We start from the raw sequence: 18,092 nt of genomic DNA, 5'->3' as shown, positions 1-18,092 counted from the left end.
CGTATCACCTTGGGGAAGGGCGCGTGCTCAAGACGCCTCTGCATCGGTGATAGCGGCATGACCGAGCGTATCACCTTGGGGAAGGGCGCGTGCTCAAGACACGGCAGCAACACCAATAGGCATGCCGGAAAGCGTATCACCTTGGGGAAGGGCGCGTGCTCAAGACTTACCGCAAATCGTCTGTCGAGGGCGTCGAAGCGTATCACCTTGGGGAAGGGCGCGTGCTCAAGACGAGGACGCCGGCTGACATCTGGGCCGTTCGAGCGTATCACCTTGGGGAAGGGCGCGTGCTCAAGACCGAGCGGCGGCGGGGTCGGCTGTTTTTTGCAGCGTATCACCTTGGGGAAGGGCGCGTGCTCAAGACCCCTCTGCATCGGTGATAGCGGCATGACCGAGCGTATCACCTTGGGGAAGGGCGCGTGCTCAAGACTTGAGGAGGAGCTAGGAGGCGCGCGCGTCTAGCGTATCACCTTGGGGAAGGGCGCGTGCTCAAGACTAAATGGGACTCGTCGAGCCGTCGTTTTTGAGCGTATCACCTTGGGGAAGGGCGCGTGCTCAAGACAAGAACAAGACGTTCTGGCTCACGCTCATCAGCGTATCACCTTGGGGAAGGGCGCGTGCTCAAGATTTGAGGAACAGGGGCAACGCTGATTTTGAAACGCATTGCTTTAAGAATGTGCGGGCAGAGCCTGCATATGTTAATGCGCGCCGGCGCCCTCATCTGGACAGCGGTGGCGCGCATCAACGCCTTAACGAACAGGTGACTCACGGATAATGAGCGGCAATGGATCGTTGCCAAGCTTGTTTACGGTTGGTGAACGCAGTTTTTTCTTGGTAAGTCTGTCAGAAAAAGACCAATTTGCACCGTTGATGTCAAATCCGCTAAACCGCCCAACAAAATCGCCTATCTGTACTAGATCGCCCAGATATATCTCCAGCGGCGGTTTCTTCATAGCGCTTTCGGGCACGGGCTTCCAGGCTTTTCGGCCAGTATGCGCCTTAGCAATTCTAGGCACATACGTCCCATCTTTAAGTGCAGGAATATCCGCCTTATAGACGGGGTCTGCGTACCAAGCGCCCTGCCCCTTCTTGGCCTCCGGGTCATGCCAGAGCCTCAGACACAGCATTTCGCTCACCTTGATGACCGACTTCTCGTCTGCCGACACAACGGCGTTGCCCATGACGATGTCCTTATCGGAGCTCGCCTTGCGAGCAATGTCTTTACCCTGTGCGTTGACGCCGGCATAGCGATAGACCGTCTGCTCAAATAGCTCTCCCTTTCCCTTACGCGGAACAAAGCGGGTGGGTACGACGAAATCGTGCGCCGCGCGTACTTCGTTCGCAAAGGTTTCCCAGGGCATAACACTTTCGCGAGCCTTCATGATGGCATCGCGGCGCTGGGTCTCGTTCATGCCTCTGGTTATGCTCCAGTGTGTCTCTTGGTTGATTCGAGCGGTTTTAATCACGAGGCTTCGACTACATGCTGCAATCACACAAGCATCGGTGGCATGGTGACGATCGTCCGAGCGGTCTTTTTCGCCATTCGAACCAAAGTTAAGCCCCCACCTGCGACGCAGCCATGCGGTCGCTCTGCCAGTGGTAGGAACAACATGTGCTTTTGCGCCATCATCGGGGAACAGTAGGCAGTCGGCGAGGTAAGCGCATACTTCTCGCGACATATAGGCGGTGTCGGTGAAGCTGCGTGCTAAGAATTCGCCTTCCTTGGAATCAAGGTCTTTTTCCAGCAGGAAGTTCTTTTTGCGACGGCTGAGTTTCTGGTTTTCCTGAACGCGACGCTCAAAAGCATCCCATGAAGGCGCACCGTCGTGGGACATCCATTCGTAAGGTGTCTGTTCGCGTTTATCCTGATTGCTTTTGGCGAGGACCAGGACTTTGTTGTTGCGCGAGTTTTCTCCCGTACGAGAGAACGGCAGGATGTGGTCAATCTGCGTGTAGGTGTCGTCGCTAATTAGGCGATCGACTTCGATTTTAGCGCCCGTGTAAAGGTCGAAGCATTCCTGCTCTTCCCACAGGCGGTACTTCTCTATCTGTTTGCCCGTGACCTCATCTGCCGTGCAGCCACGCAGCTCAGCGATTTGCCCGGCAATGCGCTCGCGATTTTTCTCGTTCTTCTTATTGGCCTTGGCAATCTCGTCTTTTGCGCGCTGAGGCAACCTGAGCTCTCGATCAAGCTCAACGTGGATTTCGTTTGGCACGCCCCACTTGCGGCAGATGGCGTTGACCACTTTTCGCATTTGCGACATGGCGCGAATGACGACGGGATTGTTATTTGTCCGACCGGTACGTTCGATCCAGGTCTCATAGGGCATCAGGCGATCGGAGCGCTCGAGCTGGGCGCCAGCGATGCGAAGTCCCAGCAGGCCGCAGTCATTTTCGGCCTGCGTAAGGTTGAGGACCTCGGGCTCCTCGAGGCAATCGAGCAGCAGGTCGAGTGCTTTTTTGGAACGGTTGCCATAGCCGTTAAGAGCTTTGGATGAATAGGGAAGCCTACAGAGCGCCTCAATCTCCGCTTCCGAAAGCGGCAGCCCCTGAAGCTGCTCTTGGAGTACGGGGAGAGCTGAAGAGTATGCCACCGCCTCCATAACGGCATCGGCGAGATTGCGGTCATCGCGCAAACGCTGCAGGAGAATGGGGTTGGCCGTATTGAGGGTATTGCGGAGCACGCGCCATCCCTTGGGCTTGTACACCTCGCGCGTTTTTTCGTCGGCAGCTGGAACTCCCTTAAAGTAATCGCCGGAACTAAGGTCGAGCGCTTTTCGGAGGGCGCCGAATTTAACAGCACAATCTTTGTTGCCTCGAATTGGCTCGCACGAGAACAGGATCGCAATGCACTCATCGCGCTCCGTAGCGCTCAGGGCGCGAGAGGTCCCGTTTTCGTGGATGATGGTGATGTTGCCGAGTGCTCCATAGGCTGAAACAAGTTCGCTCGTAAGCGTGCAGCGTGCGGCTCGTTTTTCTGTTGGGAAGTATGAGCAGTGGCCAACGAGGTCGTACGTGCGGCGGTCGAAGTCTTTGCGCGAACGCTCCCAATCGCAAACCTCGATATATGCGGCCTCAAATTCCGGCGAAGCGTATTTGGAGCCAAAGGAGCGTTGAGCATCAAATAGGATATGAGTTTCTTCGATAAGCTGGGCGTGCGTTACACACTTGTCGTAATTGCCGCCACGATTGCGACTTTGAGGCTGCTGAGCGAGCCATTCGCCAACGGTGCGGCACGAGGTCTCCGCAATTGCTTCCTTGTTGGCCGCAAGGGCGGATAGAACCTTGCCGCCTTCGCTTGATTTATCCTGATTGCCTTCTCCGTGGGGGATGTATCCACGGCGCTTGCAGAGGGAGTATAGGACTAGCGCCCACTCGCGATCATTGAGCAGGCGGTCAAGGCCATCAACGCGAAGCTTGAGCGGCTGCTTGTCGCCTTTTGTGGTGTGGAAGTACTCTTTGGTGGCGTCTTGGGGGATGAGGCCATAAGCCTTGAGGATTTGGAGACAGTGCTTCAAGCGCGCCTGGGTACGGTCAATGTTTCGACGGGTAGAGCGGAAGCCCCTGCGAATAACCGCAAGACTTTGGCCCGTTTTAGGATGAGTTGGAGAGTCAAATAATCTGACGCCCAAATCCAGGATTTCATGATTGGCTGTGTCGATAAGTGCGAATCCGCAGCTTGCAATTCCTGGATCCATGCCAAGCACAAGATGCCTGGGAAGTCCGAGCTTCCCAATTTCGCGATTGATGGTGATCTCCATGGAGCACCCCTCTCTAATAAGAACTCGAGAGAACAGTACCATCGCGTGAGGACATGGGTCGAGCTTGTTAGCCGAGCGGTCATTTTGTTAGGCAAACGGAAACGATTTATACAGCCTTACATATCGGTTGCCGGATGATGCCGTTTGTTGAAATTGAATCTCGCCCTGAGATTGAATGGCGGAACGGCGCCCAACGCTATTCAGCGCGCTTGATAGGATGACGAACCACAGTCTTAAGTTTCTCCGGTGCACATTTGCGTGGATCGGAGAGATAGATTTCGTGATGTAAACGGGAGTCTGAGAAGTCGGGGACATAGCCCTGCTCGGTCATTAATTCATGCATAGCGTTTACGGTCGCCGATTCGTTGTCGTAGGGCCCGGTGTGCATGCATTGAACGCAGAGACCTTCGTCAACTTTAAGCAGCTCGACGGCAGAAAAGTCCAGTTTCTTTTTGGTCGTGGCTTCCGCGACTGCCCAGTCAAAGTCATCTTGGGTGACGAAATCGGGCAGGCGGATGCACGAGATAAAGTTGAAATCGTCCTTGCGTACATAATCGATGTCGCCGTTCGGGGAGTCTTGCCACCAGAATCCCTCGAGCGGCGGTACCACAAAGTCGAAATAGCCCTCGATACTCCTTGAGTCTTTCTTCGACATCTTGACGGTATAGGCGATGCCGTAAAGCAGCGGCAGGGCGTTTTGATATTCGCCGCCTTCGGTATTTGGGTCGCCCTTTCCGCGAACGGCAACGTAGCTCATAGGCGGGACAGTTACGATACTCGGCTTGCTTGCAGGTTTGTAGAGCTCCTTGCATTCCTTTTTAAAGTCGAACGCCATGTTGGCCGCCTTTCTGCGTATTGGCCTGCTTAGATAGCGGAATCATATCATAGAAACGAACAGCTGTTCGAATGATTTGGCTGACAGATTGAGATGCGTGCGTTGTGTTTGGCGGTCGGCCTGACCCCGTCGATGATTTCCCTGCCTCCTCGGCGTCTCATCTATAGCTGCCGTTTCCCCATATAAAACCTGCCAAAATAAACCTGTCCCTTTTTGGTCGGTGGGAAATGGGTAATACTAAAGAGTTATCCGACCAGATGGGAATTAATCGATGGCCTATATCGAATTCAAAGACGTCATCAAAGCATACGGCGAGGGCGACGCCCGCATTCATGCGCTCGACGGCGCGAGCTTTACGGTCGAGCGCGGTGAGCTCGCCATCATTCTGGGTGCTTCGGGCGCCGGCAAGACCACGGCGCTCAACATTCTGGGCGGCATGGATACGGCGACCTCCGGTACCGTGACGGTGGACGGGCGCGACGTGAGCTCCGCCAACGAGGCACAGCTCGTGGAATACCGCCGCGCCGATGTCGGCTTTGTCTTCCAGTTCTACAATCTGGTCCCCAACCTGACGGCCCTCGAAAACGTCGAGCTCGCGGCGCAAATTTGCCCCGACTCGCTCGATGCCGAGCAAACGCTTTGCCAGGTTGGCCTGGGCGAGCGCCTTGCCAACTTTCCGGCACAGCTTTCGGGTGGCGAGCAGCAGCGCGTGTCCATCGCCCGCGCACTGGCTAAGAACCCCAAGCTGCTTTTGTGCGACGAGCCTACGGGTGCGCTCGACTACAAAACCGGCAAGCAGATCTTGCAGTTGCTGCAGGACACTTGCCGCAAGCAGGGCATTACGGTCATTATCATCACCCACAACTCCGCACTGGCGCCCATGGCCGATCGCCTGATCCGCTTTAAGAGCGGCCGCGTGGAGAGCGAGACGGTCCAGCAAAATCCCGTGCCTATCGAGACGATCGAGTGGTAGCGCCCATGGACCAGGATCGCCAAAACAGCCAAAACCACGATACGGAGCACACGGGTCGCGATCGGGAGTTCGCGACCTACCGTACTGCCCAAAGCTCAAACGATATGGTGCCGACGGTTTTTCGCCGTGGCATCTACCGCACGATTCGCGGCAGCCTCAAACGTTTCTTGTCTATCGTCGTGATCACCGCGCTCGGCGTGAGCGTGATGTGCGGCCTCAAGGCGGGCTGCGAGGACCTGTGCGATTCGGTCGACGCCTATTTTGATCAGCAGAATGTCTATGACATCAACGTGCAGTCGACCTATGGCCTTACGCGCGACGATCTTGCGGCTATCCAAGAGGTCGACGGCGTCGAGACGGCCGAGGGCATCTACACCGAGACCGCCTACACCGCCGTGGGCACAACGCGCGAACGCGTGGTCGTGCAGAGTCTCTCCAAGGAGAACATCGATCAACCGGTGTTGGTGAGCGGCGATTTGCCCGAGAGCGCCGATGAAGTCGCGGTGACTTCGAAGTTCCTGAAGGCTTCGGGCAAAAAGCTCGGCGATACAGTGAGTTTTGCCGCCAATGACGCGAGCTCGTCCAACCAAAGTGCCAAGGATCAGTTTGCCGCGGGCGATTACACCATTACGGCCGAGGTCCTCGATCCTACCGACGTGAGCTCCGACTCGACCGTCAACGCCTTTCGCGCTGCTTCGGCGGCGGACTATAAGTTCTATGTGAGCGAGGACGCCGCGACATCTTCTTCCTACTCTGCGGTCCACGTGATCGTCGAGGGAGCCAAGAGTCTTAACTCCTATTCAGATGCCTACACGACAAAGATCAACGAGGTTAAAGGCAATATCGAGAAGATCCGCGAGGAGCGTGAGAAGGCGCGCGCTCAGGAGCTGACGGTCGACACGCCGGCGAGCCTTGACGCGGCCGAGCGCCAGGCGGAGATGCTCTTTGGGGTTGAGCAGAGAAACATCGATCGCATGGCCGAAGGCAGCGAAGAGCGCGCCCAGGCGCAGGCCGATTTGGACCAGCGTCGCGCCGCTGCCGACCAGCAGTTCGCCGATGCCCGCGCCGAGCTCTCTGACTTGGGCGAATGCACCTGGTACATCCAGGATCGCGGCAACATCGCAAGCTACTCGAGCGTGGAAAGCGATAGCTCGTCAATTGAGGCCATCGCCACGGTGTTCCCGTTTATCTTCTTTATCGTCGCCGTGCTCATCAGCCTTACCACCGCTACGCGCATGGTCGAGGAGGAGCGCACTCTTATTGGCCTGTACAAGGCGCTCGGCTATTCACGTGGGCGTATTCTGTCCAAATACGTGGACTACTCGCTGTGGGCGTGTCTGATCGGCGGCGTGCTCGGCAACATCATCGGATTTGTGGGCCTGCCGCTGTTCCTGTTTACGGTGTTCGACGACATGTACTCGCTGCCCCAGATGCTGCTTTCGTACGACATCGTGTCGTCGCTCGTGTCGGTGGCGCTGTTTGCCGTGGGCGTGGTGGGCGCTACGATTATCGCCTGCCGCCACGAGATGTCCGAGACCCCAGCCTCGCTTATGCGTCCCAAGGCCCCGCGTGCCGGCTCGCGCATCTTGCTTGAGCGCATCGGCTTTATCTGGCGCCGCATGGGCTTCTTAAACAAGGTGGCGGCGCGTAACCTGTTCCGCTACAAAAAGCGCGCCTTTATGACCATCTTCGGTATCGCCGGTTGCACGGCGCTCGTGATCTGCGGAATGGGCATTCGTGATACGTCGGTGGCGCTTTCGCCCAAGCAGTACGGGCATATCACGCGCTATGACCTGCTGGCGGTTGCCAATCCCGACGATTTTTCGCAGACGTGCGCGGCGCTCGACGAGCGAAGCGCGGCCAATGATTCCAACGTGACGGTGACCTCGACCCTGCCGATTATGACCGACAACGTCACCTTTACGTTTGGCGGCAAGAGCGAGACCGTGCAGCTCATCGTGATTCCCGATGACCGCGCGGGTGACTTGGGCGATTACGTGCGCCTGGAGGATGAGTCCAAAGAACCTCTGCCTTTGCGTGACGGAGACGTGTATCTGAGCAAAAGTTCACAGCTGGTGTTGGGGATTCAGCCGGGCGATACGGCTCACGTCCAGGATTCGTCGCTCAACGTCGCCAAGGTCAAGGTTAGCGACATTTCGCTCAACTATCTGGGCAACACGCTTTACATGACGCAGAGTACCTATGAGCAAGTTTTTGGTCGCAGTGCTCGACTCAACGGCGTCTTTGTGCTGCTTAAGGGTTCGTCGGCCGACCAGATTGCGTTTAGCAAGAAGCTTAAGAGCGACGGTTGGCTCACCATCTCGAGCACGGCCGAACATTGGCAGAACTACGAGGCGAACTTTGCGATTATCAATTCCGTGGTGGTGCTCGTGACCTTTATGGCGGCGTGCCTGTCGTTTGTGGTGGTGTTTACGCTGTCCAACACCAACATTTCGGAGCGCGAGCGCGAACTGGCAACCATTAAGGTGCTGGGCTTCCGTCGCGGCGAGGTGCACCACTACGTCAACAAGGAGACGTTGATCCTCACGGCGATTGGTGCCGCGCTGGGTGTTCCGCTGGGCGGTGCACTGGCCGAGAGTTTTACGTACATTTTGCAGATGCCGTCGCTGTACTTTGACGTCGAAGTCGAGCCGCTGAGCTACGTGCTTGCCGTGGTGCTTTCCTTCGGCTTTACGTTTATCGTTAACCTCGCTACCAATCATACCCTCAACAAGATCGACATGGTCGGCGCCCTCAAAAGCGCCGAGTAACCTGCCTGGGATTCAAGCTGTAGCGAGCTGTAATGTACCACAACCGCATTTTTGCATAAACCGCCCCGCCGATTGCATATTTCGGCGGGGCGGTTGCTTTTTGCCCGCGGGTACCCCAGGGGGCGACGTGCAAATTCCGGAGTATTCAGCATCCCGGAGCCCGCGGGTGCGGGAGCGGGCGCACAAAAGCGCATTGAAAGCCTGACTTTGAGCTCCGGCGCCTCGAGGACCGCTCATTTTTTTTGCAGAATGCGGCCCGCGGCGCCTGTCTCTCGCCCAAAATCCAGTATGCAGGCACCCTCGGCTGCTGAATACTCCCAAAAATGCACGCCGCATCCTACCCCAAGCACTTGCAGCAAGAAGACGAATAGCCTCGGCCTCCCCGGTTACCGCAGGAGGCCCCAGGGCTTACCTCCCAAATCTTTCCGCAGGACGGAAGGACCCCGCCGCGCGAAGCGCACGGCGGGGTCCTGACATGTCCGAGGACGATTTGGGAGGTAAGCCCTGGGGGCCTCCGATGGGGGCGGTTCCAGCCGAGGCTATTCGTCGCCGAAGCTGATGCCCAACGCCTTGGCCTCGCGCACTAGATCGCTCTGGGGGTCGACGTACTTGAGCTTGCCAGCGACCTCCTCGAGCGGCATGTGGCACATCTTGCCGTCACGCAGGGCAATCATGTAGCCAAACTCGCCGCGTAGGCAGCCCAGCGCGGCCTCGACGCCGCACTGGGTCGCAAAGATGCGGTCCTGGGCGTCGGGCTGACCGCCGCGCTGCGTGTGGCCGGGGATGGCGACGCGGGTCTCGCGACCGGTCTTGGCCTCGATCTCCTTGGCGATGTCGTAGACGATCGACGGGCTCGTGCGCTCGGCGAGCTTCTTCTTGTACTCCTTCTTGGACAGCGCCGCGTCCTCCTTGGAGATAGCACCCTCGGCGACGGCCACGATGGTAAAGCGGCTGCCGGTTTCCATGCGATGCTCGATGGTCTTGATGACGTTATCCATGTCGTAGGGGATCTCGGGAATCAAGATGACATCCGCGCCGCCCGCGACGCCGGCGTACAGCGGAATCCAGCCAACCTTGTGGCCCATGATCTCGATAACGAACACGCGGCCGTGGCTCGAAGCGGTGGTGTGGATGTCGTCGATGCACTTGGTGGCGACGTCGATGGCGCTCGTAAAGCCAAACGTCAGCTCGGTGCCCCAGGTGTCGTTATCGATGGTCTTGGGCAGGGCGATAACGTTGAGGCCCTCTTCGCGTAGGCGGTTGGCGGTCTTGGTGGAGCCGTTGCCGCCCAGCATAAACAGGCAATCGAGCTGCAGCTTATGATAGGTGTGGACCATCGCCGGCACCTTCTCGACACCATCGGCCTCGGGGGTATCCAGACGCTTGAACGGCGTGCGACTCGTGCCCAGGATGGTGCCGCCGCGGGTGAGGATGCCGCTAAAATCGGCGGGCGTCATGACGCGGAATCTGCTGTAGATAAGGCCCTGGTAGCCGTCCTCAAAACCATAGATCTCGATAGGTTCTTCGCTATTGGTCATAAGCGTTTTGACGATGCCGCGCATGGTGGCGTTGAGCGCCTGACAGTCGCCGCCACTGGTAAGAAGACCGATCCTGAGCATGATGAATCCTTCCGGGCAAGTTATAACATGCGCATAAGTTTACCCCCGCACACTGTTGATACGGGGGTAAAACGTGTTAGCCCAAGCGTATGGAAATGTAAGCAACGTCAGGGAACGTAAGGTCGACGGGCCTGGTTCCTTACAGTGCGAAGGCATCGACGTTGCCCCAGTGGCGGCGCAGCGTAATAGCGGCGGCGGGTTCGGTATTGTCAAAGACGACCGACCATTGCGTATTGCTGGTGATGTCTTCCGGATTGGGCTCTTGGGCTGCGGCGCGAAGGGCCTTCCAAGCGACTGCCTCGTCCTGGGCACCGGCGTGGGCGTCAAGGACATCGGCGATTGCGACGGCGCGCTCTTTACCATGGCCCAGCTCGCCATTCTTTTGGTTGGGCAGCACTTCGTCGCCATAGCAGGCGTAGAAGTTCGTAACCTGGCGTACAGGAGTCGCTTTGAAAGCACGGTCCGGATCGCGCGGATCCCACTCTACTACGCGCGCGTCACCGGCGGCGTCGTTGATAAAGAAGTGGTAATCGCGTCCTGCCATGGCGTGCATGTCGTAGGCGGAAAGCAGGTCGACGGCCTCTTGCGTGGTAGCCGCGCGGTCGAGCACCAGACGGATGGCGAGCGAAGTGTTGATGACGGGGCGTTGCGTGTCCTGGTCACAGGGCTTGGAATCCAGGGTGAGTACGGCAATGGACACGCCGCATTCGTTAACACCGTCGAGCTGGGCAAACGGGCCCATGAGTGCGGCGGCGCGTCCGCCGACGGAGTCAAGCGGAGTGTTATCGCCCAGGTTGTTAAGGGCGGCAAACCCGATGGAGGCATAGCCGTCGCGTGGGTGATTGTGCACCAGCAGCGCCGAGGTGTCGTCCTTAAAGTCGTAATTGCGGCCGGTGCGCACGCGGCCTTCGGCATCTACGGCGACAAAAGCGCTGCAGGCAAACTGGGGCGCCTGGACATGTACCGGCACACCGGGCAGCACCTGCGCCACCACGGCATCGATGTAGGCCTGGTCGTCGCGCACGCCAGCGGCGATGATGCGATCAAGATCGTAGTCGTAGGCGATGTCGATTGCGTACAGGTCATAGCCGTCTGCGTAGCCAGTCAAGCGTTTGAGCGACGCGGCGGACTTGATTTGCTTGCGGTAAACGATGCCGGCGGCGGCAAGGCCGACGGCGACTCCTGCGACACCGCAGGCGATGGCAATGTTACGTGGCTTCATGACGGCTCCTCTCGTCCTGTTAGCGTAATTGTCGCAAAAGGTGCACGGGCATGATGGCTCAACTTGGCGAGCGGCGCGGGATTAAACACGGAATGAAGAGTGCGGCGCTGGCGTGGCGGGGTATGCTGGAGGGGACCATCAACCCAGCGAAAGGGGAGAGCATGACGGATCAGGAAACGCCCGAGCGCGCGCATGTGACGGCCGACGATATCGAGGCCGCGAACGACCTTATCGACTTTATCGAGGCATGCCCCAGCATGTTCCATACGGCGGCGACCATTATGGCCGAACTCGACGAGGCGGGCTTTACCTACCTGCCCGAGAACGCTGCGTGGGATATCGAGCCGGGCGGTCGCTATTACACGCAGCGCAACACCTCGAGCGTTATCGCCTTTAAGGTGGGCGAGGACTTGGCTGCTACGTGGGGCGAGGACGGCGTTGCCGGCGACTACCATTTTCAACTGACGGCGTCGCACAGCGATTCGCCGACGTTTAAGGTCAAGGCCGTGCCCGAGCTCGACGGCGCGGGCGAGACGCTGCGCCTGAACACCGAGGCTTACGGCGGCATGATCGACTACACCTGGTTCGATCGCCCACTGGCGCTCGCGGGCCGCGTGCTGGTGCGCGAGGGCGACCGTATTGAGAGCCGCCTGCTTGCCACCGAGCGCGAGGTCGCTATTATCCCGAGCCTTGCCATCCACATGAACCGCGGCGTTAACGAGGGCTTTGCGCCCAACCGAGCCATTGATCTGTGCCCGCTCATCAGCGCCGGTGACCTTAAGCAGGGAGATTTTGACGCCCTGATCGCTGACGAACTGGACGTTGAGCCCGAGCAGATCCTGGGCCGCGATCTGTTCCTGGTCAATCGTCAGGATGCGCGCATCTGGGGCTGGGCCGATGAGTTTATCTCGACGCCCAAGCTCGACGACCTGGCCTGTGCCTATACCTCGCTGCAGGCATTTTTGGGTTCCGAGAACGCGCACGACGTTTCGGTCTTCTGCTGCTTCGATAACGAGGAGGTTGGCTCCGAGACCAAGCAGGGCGCCATGTCGACGTTCTTGGCCGACGCGCTGCGCCGCATTAACGGATCGCTGGGCTTTGACGACGAGTCGTACCATCGCGCCCTTGCCGCATCGATGCTCGTGAGCTGCGACAACGCGCATGCCGTGCACCCCAACCACGCCGAGAAGTGCGACGCCCGCAACCAGGTGGTGCTTAACGGCGGCATCGTCATCAAGGAAGCCGCCAACCAGCACTACTGCACCGATGCCTTTAGCCGCGCGGTGTTCCAGGCCATTTGCGATGACGCCGACGTGCCCACGCAGGCCTTTGCCAACAAGAGCGATATGGCCGGCGGTTCTACCCTGGGCAACCTGTCGAACATGCAGGCGAGCATGCATGCCGTAGACGTGGGCCTGCCGCAACTTGCCATGCACTCGAGCTACGAGACCGGCGGCGTGCGCGACGTGATGTACGCCATCCGCGCCCTCACCGCCTTCTACGAGCGCAACCTAACCATCAACGGAGCCGAAAGCGTGGAGCTCTAAAACCTGCCAAAAAGGGACAGGTTTATTTTGGCAGGTTTTATCTGGGCAAATGCCAAAGGTGAAACCGAGCTAGATCGGTGGTACGTGGCCGCCGAGGTGCAGTGCACCTCGGCGGCTTTTTGTGCACAGAGTGCGGCTAATGCTAATAAATACTATACGTGCTTTACGTATCTACCATAGAGTTTTATGATGATTTTAAAGTATTAAGGAGGGGTCATGACCACAACAGCCGCTCAGATCAACGTACGTCTCGATGCCGATCTTAAAAGGAGCGGGGACGCCGCTCTCTCCAGGGCCGGTATGACGCCGAGCCAAGCGGTGCGAGCGCTCTGGCAGCTTGCAGCGTCGCTGGCCGATCGCCCCGGTGCGCTCGAGGATATCCTGCTGCCCAGTCGTGTCCGGGCGGAACAGCGCGAGCGCGAAAAGGCCGCTAAACGTAAGCTCGAGCTCATGGATCAGGGGTCGAAGCTGTTCGCTGCCGCTTGCCGTGAGTCGGGAATCGATATGGTCAAGGCTCAGCCCTCGGGCGATGAAGAACTCAAACGGAACGCCTACGCGGATCGCTACGGCGAGGAGATGAGCTGGCTCTATGAGTGAGGCTCCAAGGCGCATCTTGGTTGACACCAACGTGTGGCTCGATTACTTCATTCCCTCACGACGTGGTCGTTCGGTGGCGATTGAGTTTTTACGCGATGCATGCACGGCGCAGGTGGATTTGCTGTATGCGGCGACATCGTCCAAAGATCTGTTCTATTTGATTTCGAGCGAACATAAGGCGTGGTATCGGCGCGAGCATGGCTCGCTATCCCAAGATGCCGCCGTGGCGGCGACATCACTTGCATGGGATTGCCTCGACGTGTTGTCGCAACTTGCCACGCCGGTACCCTGCGACCTGAGTGACATATGGATGGCGAGCAAGCAGCGTAAGCTCCATAGCGATTACGAAGACGATTTAATCATTGCGGCAGCAATGCGCGCAAAGGCAGACCTTCTGGTCACCAACGATGCCAAACTCTGTTCACACGCACCCGTCGCAGCAATGAGCGCAGAAGACGCAAAGAATTACTTAGCAACGCTCTAGCAATTTGAAGACCCTGCAGGTCGAATAAAAGTCAGCGAGAGCCCACAGGTAGGGCCGCGCCAGCAAAGCGCCGCAGGTTGAACAAAAGTCAGCGAGAACCCGCCAGAGTGAGCAAGGTGCCTTGAAAGAGGAGGGCATTGACCTTCTGGTCATGCCCGACGATTGAAAGGCAGATTGCCGCTCTGGCGGGCTCGCAGCGTCGAGGGGTTCCGGCGTTTGGAAAACGCCGGAACAATCAGTGTTCGATCCAGCAGCGCAGGGTCTCGCCGGCCTGCAAGTGACGCAGATTCTCTGCGGCAATGTCGACCACATTGTTGAGCGTAGCCTCCAAGTGGAACCAACCGGAGACGTGCGGCGTGATGAGCATGTTGGGCGCATCCCACAGCGGGCTTGCGGCGGGCAGCGGCTCGGGGTCGGTGACGTCGACCGCGGCGCCGGCGAGATGTCCCGACTCCAGAGCGGCAACCAAGTCCTCGGCGACCACAAGATCGCCGCGACCGCCGTTGGCAAAGAAGGCGCCCGGCTTCATCGCGGCGAAGAACTCGGCGTTCGCCAGGCCGCGGGTCTCGGGTGTGCTGGGCATAAAGGATGCGACGACATCGGCCTCGGCCAGGCGCTCAGACAGGGCATCCATGCCGTCCATGTCCTCAAATACAATGGGGTAGACGAGCGGATGGCGCTTGATGCCGCGGACGTGTGCGCCCATGCTGCGGCAGAGCGTGGCAAAGTGGCCGCCGATATCGCCTGCGCCCAGCACCAGCACGTTGGCATTTTTGAGCGAGGTAACCGGCCCCAAATCCTCCCAGCGATGCTCGCGCTGCAAGTCGTGATAGCCGGGCAGGCGCTTCATCATAGAAAGAACCATGGCAAACATGTGCTCGCTTACGGCCTGGCCGTAGGCGCCCACCGAGCAGGAAAGCTTAGCGTCGGCTGGCACGGTGCCGGCGGCCAAGTAGTCGTCATAGCCGGCGGTCTGCAATTGCAACAGCTGGAGGTGCTTGCACGCGGTAAGCAGGGCAGGGTCGATGTTGCCCAGGATCACGTCGGCATCGGCGACCTGCTCGTGCGTGGCGGCGTCGGCGCTCGTGTAGATAAAGTCCTCGCCCGGAGCGCTCGACTCAAGAATTGCGCGATGACGGTCGTTGACGGGCAACAAAACCAGAATGTTCACAAGCAGTCCTCTCCGCTCGACCTGCCAAAAAGGGACAGGTTAATTTTGGCAGGTTTTATCAGGCAAAACGCTCAAATAAAACGCCGGATGCAAGACGGGCGTGCCCGTCGGCATCCGGCGCATCCACAGCTACCAGCTGAGCAGCTCGTAACCGTCCTCGGTCACCACGAGCTGTACCTCGCACTGGGCCGAATCGCTACCGTCCTTGGTGCGCACACACCAGCCGTCGCCCTTGCTGATCTTAATGTCGGGCGCTCCGGCATTGACCATGGGCTCGATGGTAAAGACCATGCCCGGAGCCATAATGGTGTCCACATCGGGCGCCTCGGTGGTAAAGCCCACAAACGGGTCCTCGTGGAACTCCTTACCGATGCCGTGTCCGCCGTACTCGCGCACCACGCTAAAACCGGCGTCCTCGACCGTCTTTTGCACGGCCTCGGCCATCACGGACAGCGGTAGCCACGGCTTGACGGCGGCCAGACCCGCCTCCACGCTGGCGCGAGTGACGTCGACCAGGCGCTGACGCTCGGCCGAGACCTCGCCGATGCAGAACATGCGGCTCGAGTCGCTAAAGTAGCCGTCTAGGATCGTGGAACAGTCCACGTTGATGATGTCGCCCTCGTGCAGCACGTCCGTATCACAGGGGATACCGTGGCAGACCACATCATTGATCGAGGTGCACACGCTTTTGGGGTAGCCCTCGTAGTTGAGATCGGCCGGCGTGCCACCGTGCTCGACGGTGTAGTCGTAGATCATCTGGTCAATCTGGTTGGTGGTCATGCCCGCGGCGATGTGCTCGCCTACGTAGTCGAGCACGCCCACGTTGATGGCGGCGGAGCGCTTGATGCCCTCGATATCGGCGGGCGTCTTGTAGAGCGTACGGGGCAGAACCTCCCAGCCCTCCTCCCACAGGCGCTCGAGGCGCTCGTCGAAGGCGCTGTGACATTTCTTATATTTTTTGCCGCTGCCGCACCAGCAGGCGTCGTTGCGGCCGGGTACGGGTCCTTTGTCATACATGGCTAACTTCCTTTCATCCGCAGCTAGTATAGCCCACTCACGCGTCCATAAAAGTTGCGGTGATATAGTTCCGATTTAAGCGGTTTAACAGCATAAACAGGAACTATATCACCGCAACTGATGGAGCGGGGTGGCGGGCACTAGCTGCTGCGTGGTTTTGCTAGTAGCTCACCTGGCAGGGAATGCCGAGGGCGCGTACGCGTGCGGCAATCGTGTCGAGCACCTCGGGCGCCGCTTTGGCAAGGCCGGCGACCGGTGTCTCGCGCGCCACCGTGTAGATGGTCGCTTCTTGTGGGCGAATACGCTCAAGCGCCGCGAGCCAGGGGGCAACGTACTCCTCGCCGGTGTTGTCGATGAGCTTGCCCTGATACTCGCCGGTCAAAAAGATCGTCTGGATAATAACGTGACCGTCAAAGCTTGCGAACGTCTCGATCTGGTGCTCGACGTCGTAGGGGCCAACAGGCTGGTCAAGCAGCTGGATAAACGCCGGGTCGACCGTATCGAGCTTGAGGATGTTGTCGTCGACCATCATGAGCGCATCGTGCACCTCGGGGCGGTCGGCGCGCGTACCGTTGGAGAGCACGGCGATTTTGGAGTTTGGGGCCAGCTGATCGCGCAGCGCGACGGCGCCGGCAATCGCCTGGGGAAACTCCGGTGCGGCGGTGGGCTCGCCGTTTCCTGCGAAGGTGATCACATCGGGGAGCTCGCCCTCGGCTGCCATCTCGCGCAGCTTTGCCTCGAGCGCGTCGAGTACCACGGCAGCTGTGTTGTACGGCTCATGGCAGGGGCGCTCGGCGTTGAGGCCGTTTTCGCAGTAAATGCAGTCGAACGTGCAGATTTTGCCGCTGGCCGGCATCATGTTGACGCCGAGCGAGAGACCAAGGCGACGGCTGCGAACGGGCCCAAAGATGGGGCTGGCATTCAAAAACGTAGACATAGGCATATGCTCCTCAAGACAATTGTGCCTAAGCATAGCATCGGCTCCAAAGCAAGGTGCGGGCTCTTGCTTTACAAGTTTCGTTTTTTCACGTCGCCCATGATGCCGCGCCATGAAAAGCCTCGGGTCGGGTAAAGTTAATCTGTTAACAAGGTGTAAGGCAATGTGGGTCCATCCAACCGCGCTGACGTGCAACTGGATGAGCATTGATGATGGGGGCACAACATGAATTTTACGGTCGAGAATGCGGGCACCACGATTGCCTGTCGCGAATATGCCGGCCCAGATGTGTCGCCTGATGCTCCTGCCTTGGTGTGCGTGCACGGCGCTTGTGTCGACGGCACATTTTTCGACGGTATCGCTTGTGAGCTCAGCCGCAACTACCGCGTAATTGCCTACGACCGCCGCGGCTGCGGTGGCAGCAGCGATGCGGCAGACGGCAGCTATGATCTTGCCGCTCAGGCCGCCGACCTGCAAGCCGTGATCGAACACGTTGGCGCTCCGACAAATGTGCTTGCGCATAGCGCCGGTACGTTGGTGGCGCTGGAGCTTCTTCGCGCCGAACCCCATCTCGTCGCCCGTGCGATTCTGCATGAGCCGGCTGTGTCGGCCGAAGGCGTCGGCATGGGCGCAGCTCCGGTTTTGCTCGATATGATTGCGGCTGGAAAGGTTTCAAGGGCGCTCCGGCTTTTCTTGGGAGCCCTCGGCGACTTGGACCCCGAAGCTCCCGGGACGACCGAAGCGGAAGCCAAACATGCCCTGCGCAATGGTCGTTGCTTTATGGCTAATGAATACGGAACAAATATGACATATGCTCCCGACTGGGAGCGCGTCCGCGCGTCAAAGGCGGTGCCGGCCGTGTTTTTGGGCGAGCTTTCGGTCGATACACCCCGCGAGGCTGGCACGCGAGCGGCTGCCGAATATCTCGATTGCCCCCTTGTGACGATCCCGGGCGCGCATAACGGTCTGCGCGATCGCCCCGTTACGGCGGCAAACGCCGTTCGCGATGTCTTGGAGCGTTAGCACGCTCGATGACCTGCGGGGAGAGGGGCTGTTAGCGTTTCGTCATTGTTAACGAATGCGCCCATAACCGCGCGCCCGCGGCTCCATTACCGCCGTTTGCCAGGTCATAAAAATGCAACGATAATCGCGCGTTTG

The 18,092-nt window shown here is 58.9% G+C and carries 13 protein-coding genes and 1 CRISPR repeat array; of the genes, 6 read left to right on the top strand and 7 right to left on the bottom strand.

From position 1 onward, the window contains the following. Window positions 1–64: 64 nt before the first annotated feature. Window positions 65–628: a CRISPR direct-repeat array (repeat unit 36 nt; unit sequence AGCGTATCACCTTGGGGAAGGGCGCGTGCTCAAGAC). 121 nt (window positions 629–749) lie between these two features. Both cas9 and NBH09_RS08545 read right to left on the bottom strand, forming a co-directional pair. Beyond that, on the bottom strand, window positions 750–3,761 hold the full coding sequence (cas9, locus tag NBH09_RS08550) for a type II CRISPR RNA-guided endonuclease Cas9 (RefSeq protein WP_250787710.1): 3,012 nt from the start codon (window positions 3,759–3,761) through the stop codon (window positions 750–752). Window positions 3,762–3,957: 196 nt separating this feature from the next. Next, entirely contained in the window at window positions 3,958–4,596 is a 639-nt protein-coding gene (locus NBH09_RS08545) for a GyrI-like domain-containing protein (protein WP_250787709.1), read from the bottom strand. A 271-nt stretch (window positions 4,597–4,867) separates the two neighbouring features. Here NBH09_RS08545 and NBH09_RS08540 point away from each other — a divergent pair, with 271 nt between their 5' ends. Together NBH09_RS08540 and NBH09_RS08535 are read left to right on the top strand one after the other, a co-directional pair. Then, window positions 4,868–5,569: an ABC transporter ATP-binding protein gene (locus tag NBH09_RS08540; protein WP_117743716.1), complete on the top strand. Its 702-nt coding sequence runs from the start codon at window positions 4,868–4,870 to the stop codon at window positions 5,567–5,569. A gap of 5 nt (window positions 5,570–5,574) precedes the next feature. Next, entirely contained in the window at window positions 5,575–8,340 is a 2,766-nt protein-coding gene (locus NBH09_RS08535; protein WP_250787708.1) for an ABC transporter permease, read from the top strand. Window positions 8,341–8,879: 539 nt separating this feature from the next. Here the strand turns inward: NBH09_RS08535 and NBH09_RS08530 are convergent. Together NBH09_RS08530 and NBH09_RS08525 are read right to left on the bottom strand one after the other, a co-directional pair. Then, on the bottom strand, window positions 8,880–9,959 hold the full coding sequence (locus NBH09_RS08530) for a 6-phosphofructokinase (RefSeq protein WP_089572334.1): 1,080 nt from the start codon (window positions 9,957–9,959) through the stop codon (window positions 8,880–8,882). A gap of 139 nt (window positions 9,960–10,098) precedes the next feature. Then, window positions 10,099–11,181: a carcinine hydrolase/isopenicillin-N N-acyltransferase family protein gene (locus NBH09_RS08525; protein ID WP_250787707.1), complete on the bottom strand. Its 1,083-nt coding sequence runs from the start codon at window positions 11,179–11,181 to the stop codon at window positions 10,099–10,101. A gap of 161 nt (window positions 11,182–11,342) precedes the next feature. Here NBH09_RS08525 and NBH09_RS08520 point away from each other — a divergent pair, with 161 nt between their 5' ends. From NBH09_RS08520 to NBH09_RS08510, 3 genes are all read left to right on the top strand, one after another. Continuing rightward, entirely contained in the window at window positions 11,343–12,728 is a 1,386-nt protein-coding gene (locus NBH09_RS08520; RefSeq protein WP_250787706.1) for a M18 family aminopeptidase, read from the top strand. Window positions 12,729–12,944: 216 nt separating this feature from the next. Further along, on the top strand, window positions 12,945–13,325 hold the full coding sequence (locus tag NBH09_RS08515; RefSeq protein WP_195624968.1) for a translation repressor RelB: 381 nt from the start codon (window positions 12,945–12,947) through the stop codon (window positions 13,323–13,325). Window positions 13,326–13,341: 16 nt separating this feature from the next. Beyond that, window positions 13,342–13,809, top strand: coding sequence for a type II toxin-antitoxin system VapC family toxin (locus NBH09_RS08510; protein ID WP_195624967.1), 468 nt, complete (start codon window positions 13,342–13,344; stop codon window positions 13,807–13,809). Window positions 13,810–14,044: 235 nt separating this feature from the next. Here NBH09_RS08510 and NBH09_RS08505 read toward each other — a convergent pair whose 3' ends face one another. The 3 genes from NBH09_RS08505 to NBH09_RS08495 all read right to left on the bottom strand — a co-directional run bounded on the left by NBH09_RS08505 (window position 14,045) and on the right by NBH09_RS08495 (window position 16,934). Continuing rightward, window positions 14,045–14,980: a D-2-hydroxyacid dehydrogenase gene (locus tag NBH09_RS08505; protein ID WP_250787705.1), complete on the bottom strand. Its 936-nt coding sequence runs from the start codon at window positions 14,978–14,980 to the stop codon at window positions 14,045–14,047. Window positions 14,981–15,109: 129 nt separating this feature from the next. Then, window positions 15,110–15,997 (bottom strand): type I methionyl aminopeptidase, encoded by an 888-nt coding sequence (gene map, locus NBH09_RS08500; protein WP_055286839.1) that lies wholly within the window; start codon window positions 15,995–15,997, stop codon window positions 15,110–15,112. Between the two features lie 160 nt (window positions 15,998–16,157). Beyond that, complete coding sequence (locus NBH09_RS08495) at window positions 16,158–16,934, bottom strand: radical SAM protein (RefSeq protein WP_250787704.1); 777 nt, start codon at window positions 16,932–16,934, stop codon at window positions 16,158–16,160. A gap of 225 nt (window positions 16,935–17,159) precedes the next feature. On the opposite strand from NBH09_RS08495, the gene NBH09_RS08490 reads away from it, so the two are divergent. Then, window positions 17,160–17,957 carry an alpha/beta fold hydrolase gene (locus NBH09_RS08490; RefSeq protein WP_250787703.1) on the top strand — a complete coding sequence of 266 codons (798 nt, stop codon included), beginning with the start codon at window positions 17,160–17,162 and terminating at the stop codon, window positions 17,955–17,957. Window positions 17,958–18,092 lie beyond the last annotated feature (135 nt).

This window comes from Collinsella sp. BG-O-102, assembly GCF_023656745.1.
Lineage (GTDB): Bacteria > Actinomycetota > Coriobacteriia > Coriobacteriales > Coriobacteriaceae > Collinsella.
Note: the sequence above shows the minus strand (reverse complement) of the source record. Positions and strands in the feature narration are given on the sequence as shown.

Coding starts and splice junctions, on each gene's coding strand:
- cas9 (WP_250787710.1), bottom strand. CDS start 3,761: ATGGAGATCACCATCAATCGCGAAATTGGGAAGCTCGGACTTCCCAGG.
- NBH09_RS08545 (WP_250787709.1), bottom strand. CDS start 4,596: ATGGCGTTCGACTTTAAAAAGGAATGCAAGGAGCTCTACAAACCTGCA.
- NBH09_RS08540 (WP_117743716.1), top strand. CDS start 4,868: ATGGCCTATATCGAATTCAAAGACGTCATCAAAGCATACGGCGAGGGC.
- NBH09_RS08535 (WP_250787708.1), top strand. CDS start 5,575: ATGGACCAGGATCGCCAAAACAGCCAAAACCACGATACGGAGCACACG.
- NBH09_RS08530 (WP_089572334.1), bottom strand. CDS start 9,959: ATGCTCAGGATCGGTCTTCTTACCAGTGGCGGCGACTGTCAGGCGCTC.
- NBH09_RS08525 (WP_250787707.1), bottom strand. CDS start 11,181: ATGAAGCCACGTAACATTGCCATCGCCTGCGGTGTCGCAGGAGTCGCC.
- NBH09_RS08520 (WP_250787706.1), top strand. CDS start 11,343: ATGACGGATCAGGAAACGCCCGAGCGCGCGCATGTGACGGCCGACGAT.
- NBH09_RS08515 (WP_195624968.1), top strand. CDS start 12,945: ATGACCACAACAGCCGCTCAGATCAACGTACGTCTCGATGCCGATCTT.
- map (WP_055286839.1), bottom strand. CDS start 15,997: ATGTATGACAAAGGACCCGTACCCGGCCGCAACGACGCCTGCTGGTGC.
- NBH09_RS08495 (WP_250787704.1), bottom strand. CDS start 16,934: ATGTCTACGTTTTTGAATGCCAGCCCCATCTTTGGGCCCGTTCGCAGC.
- NBH09_RS08490 (WP_250787703.1), top strand. CDS start 17,160: ATGAATTTTACGGTCGAGAATGCGGGCACCACGATTGCCTGTCGCGAA.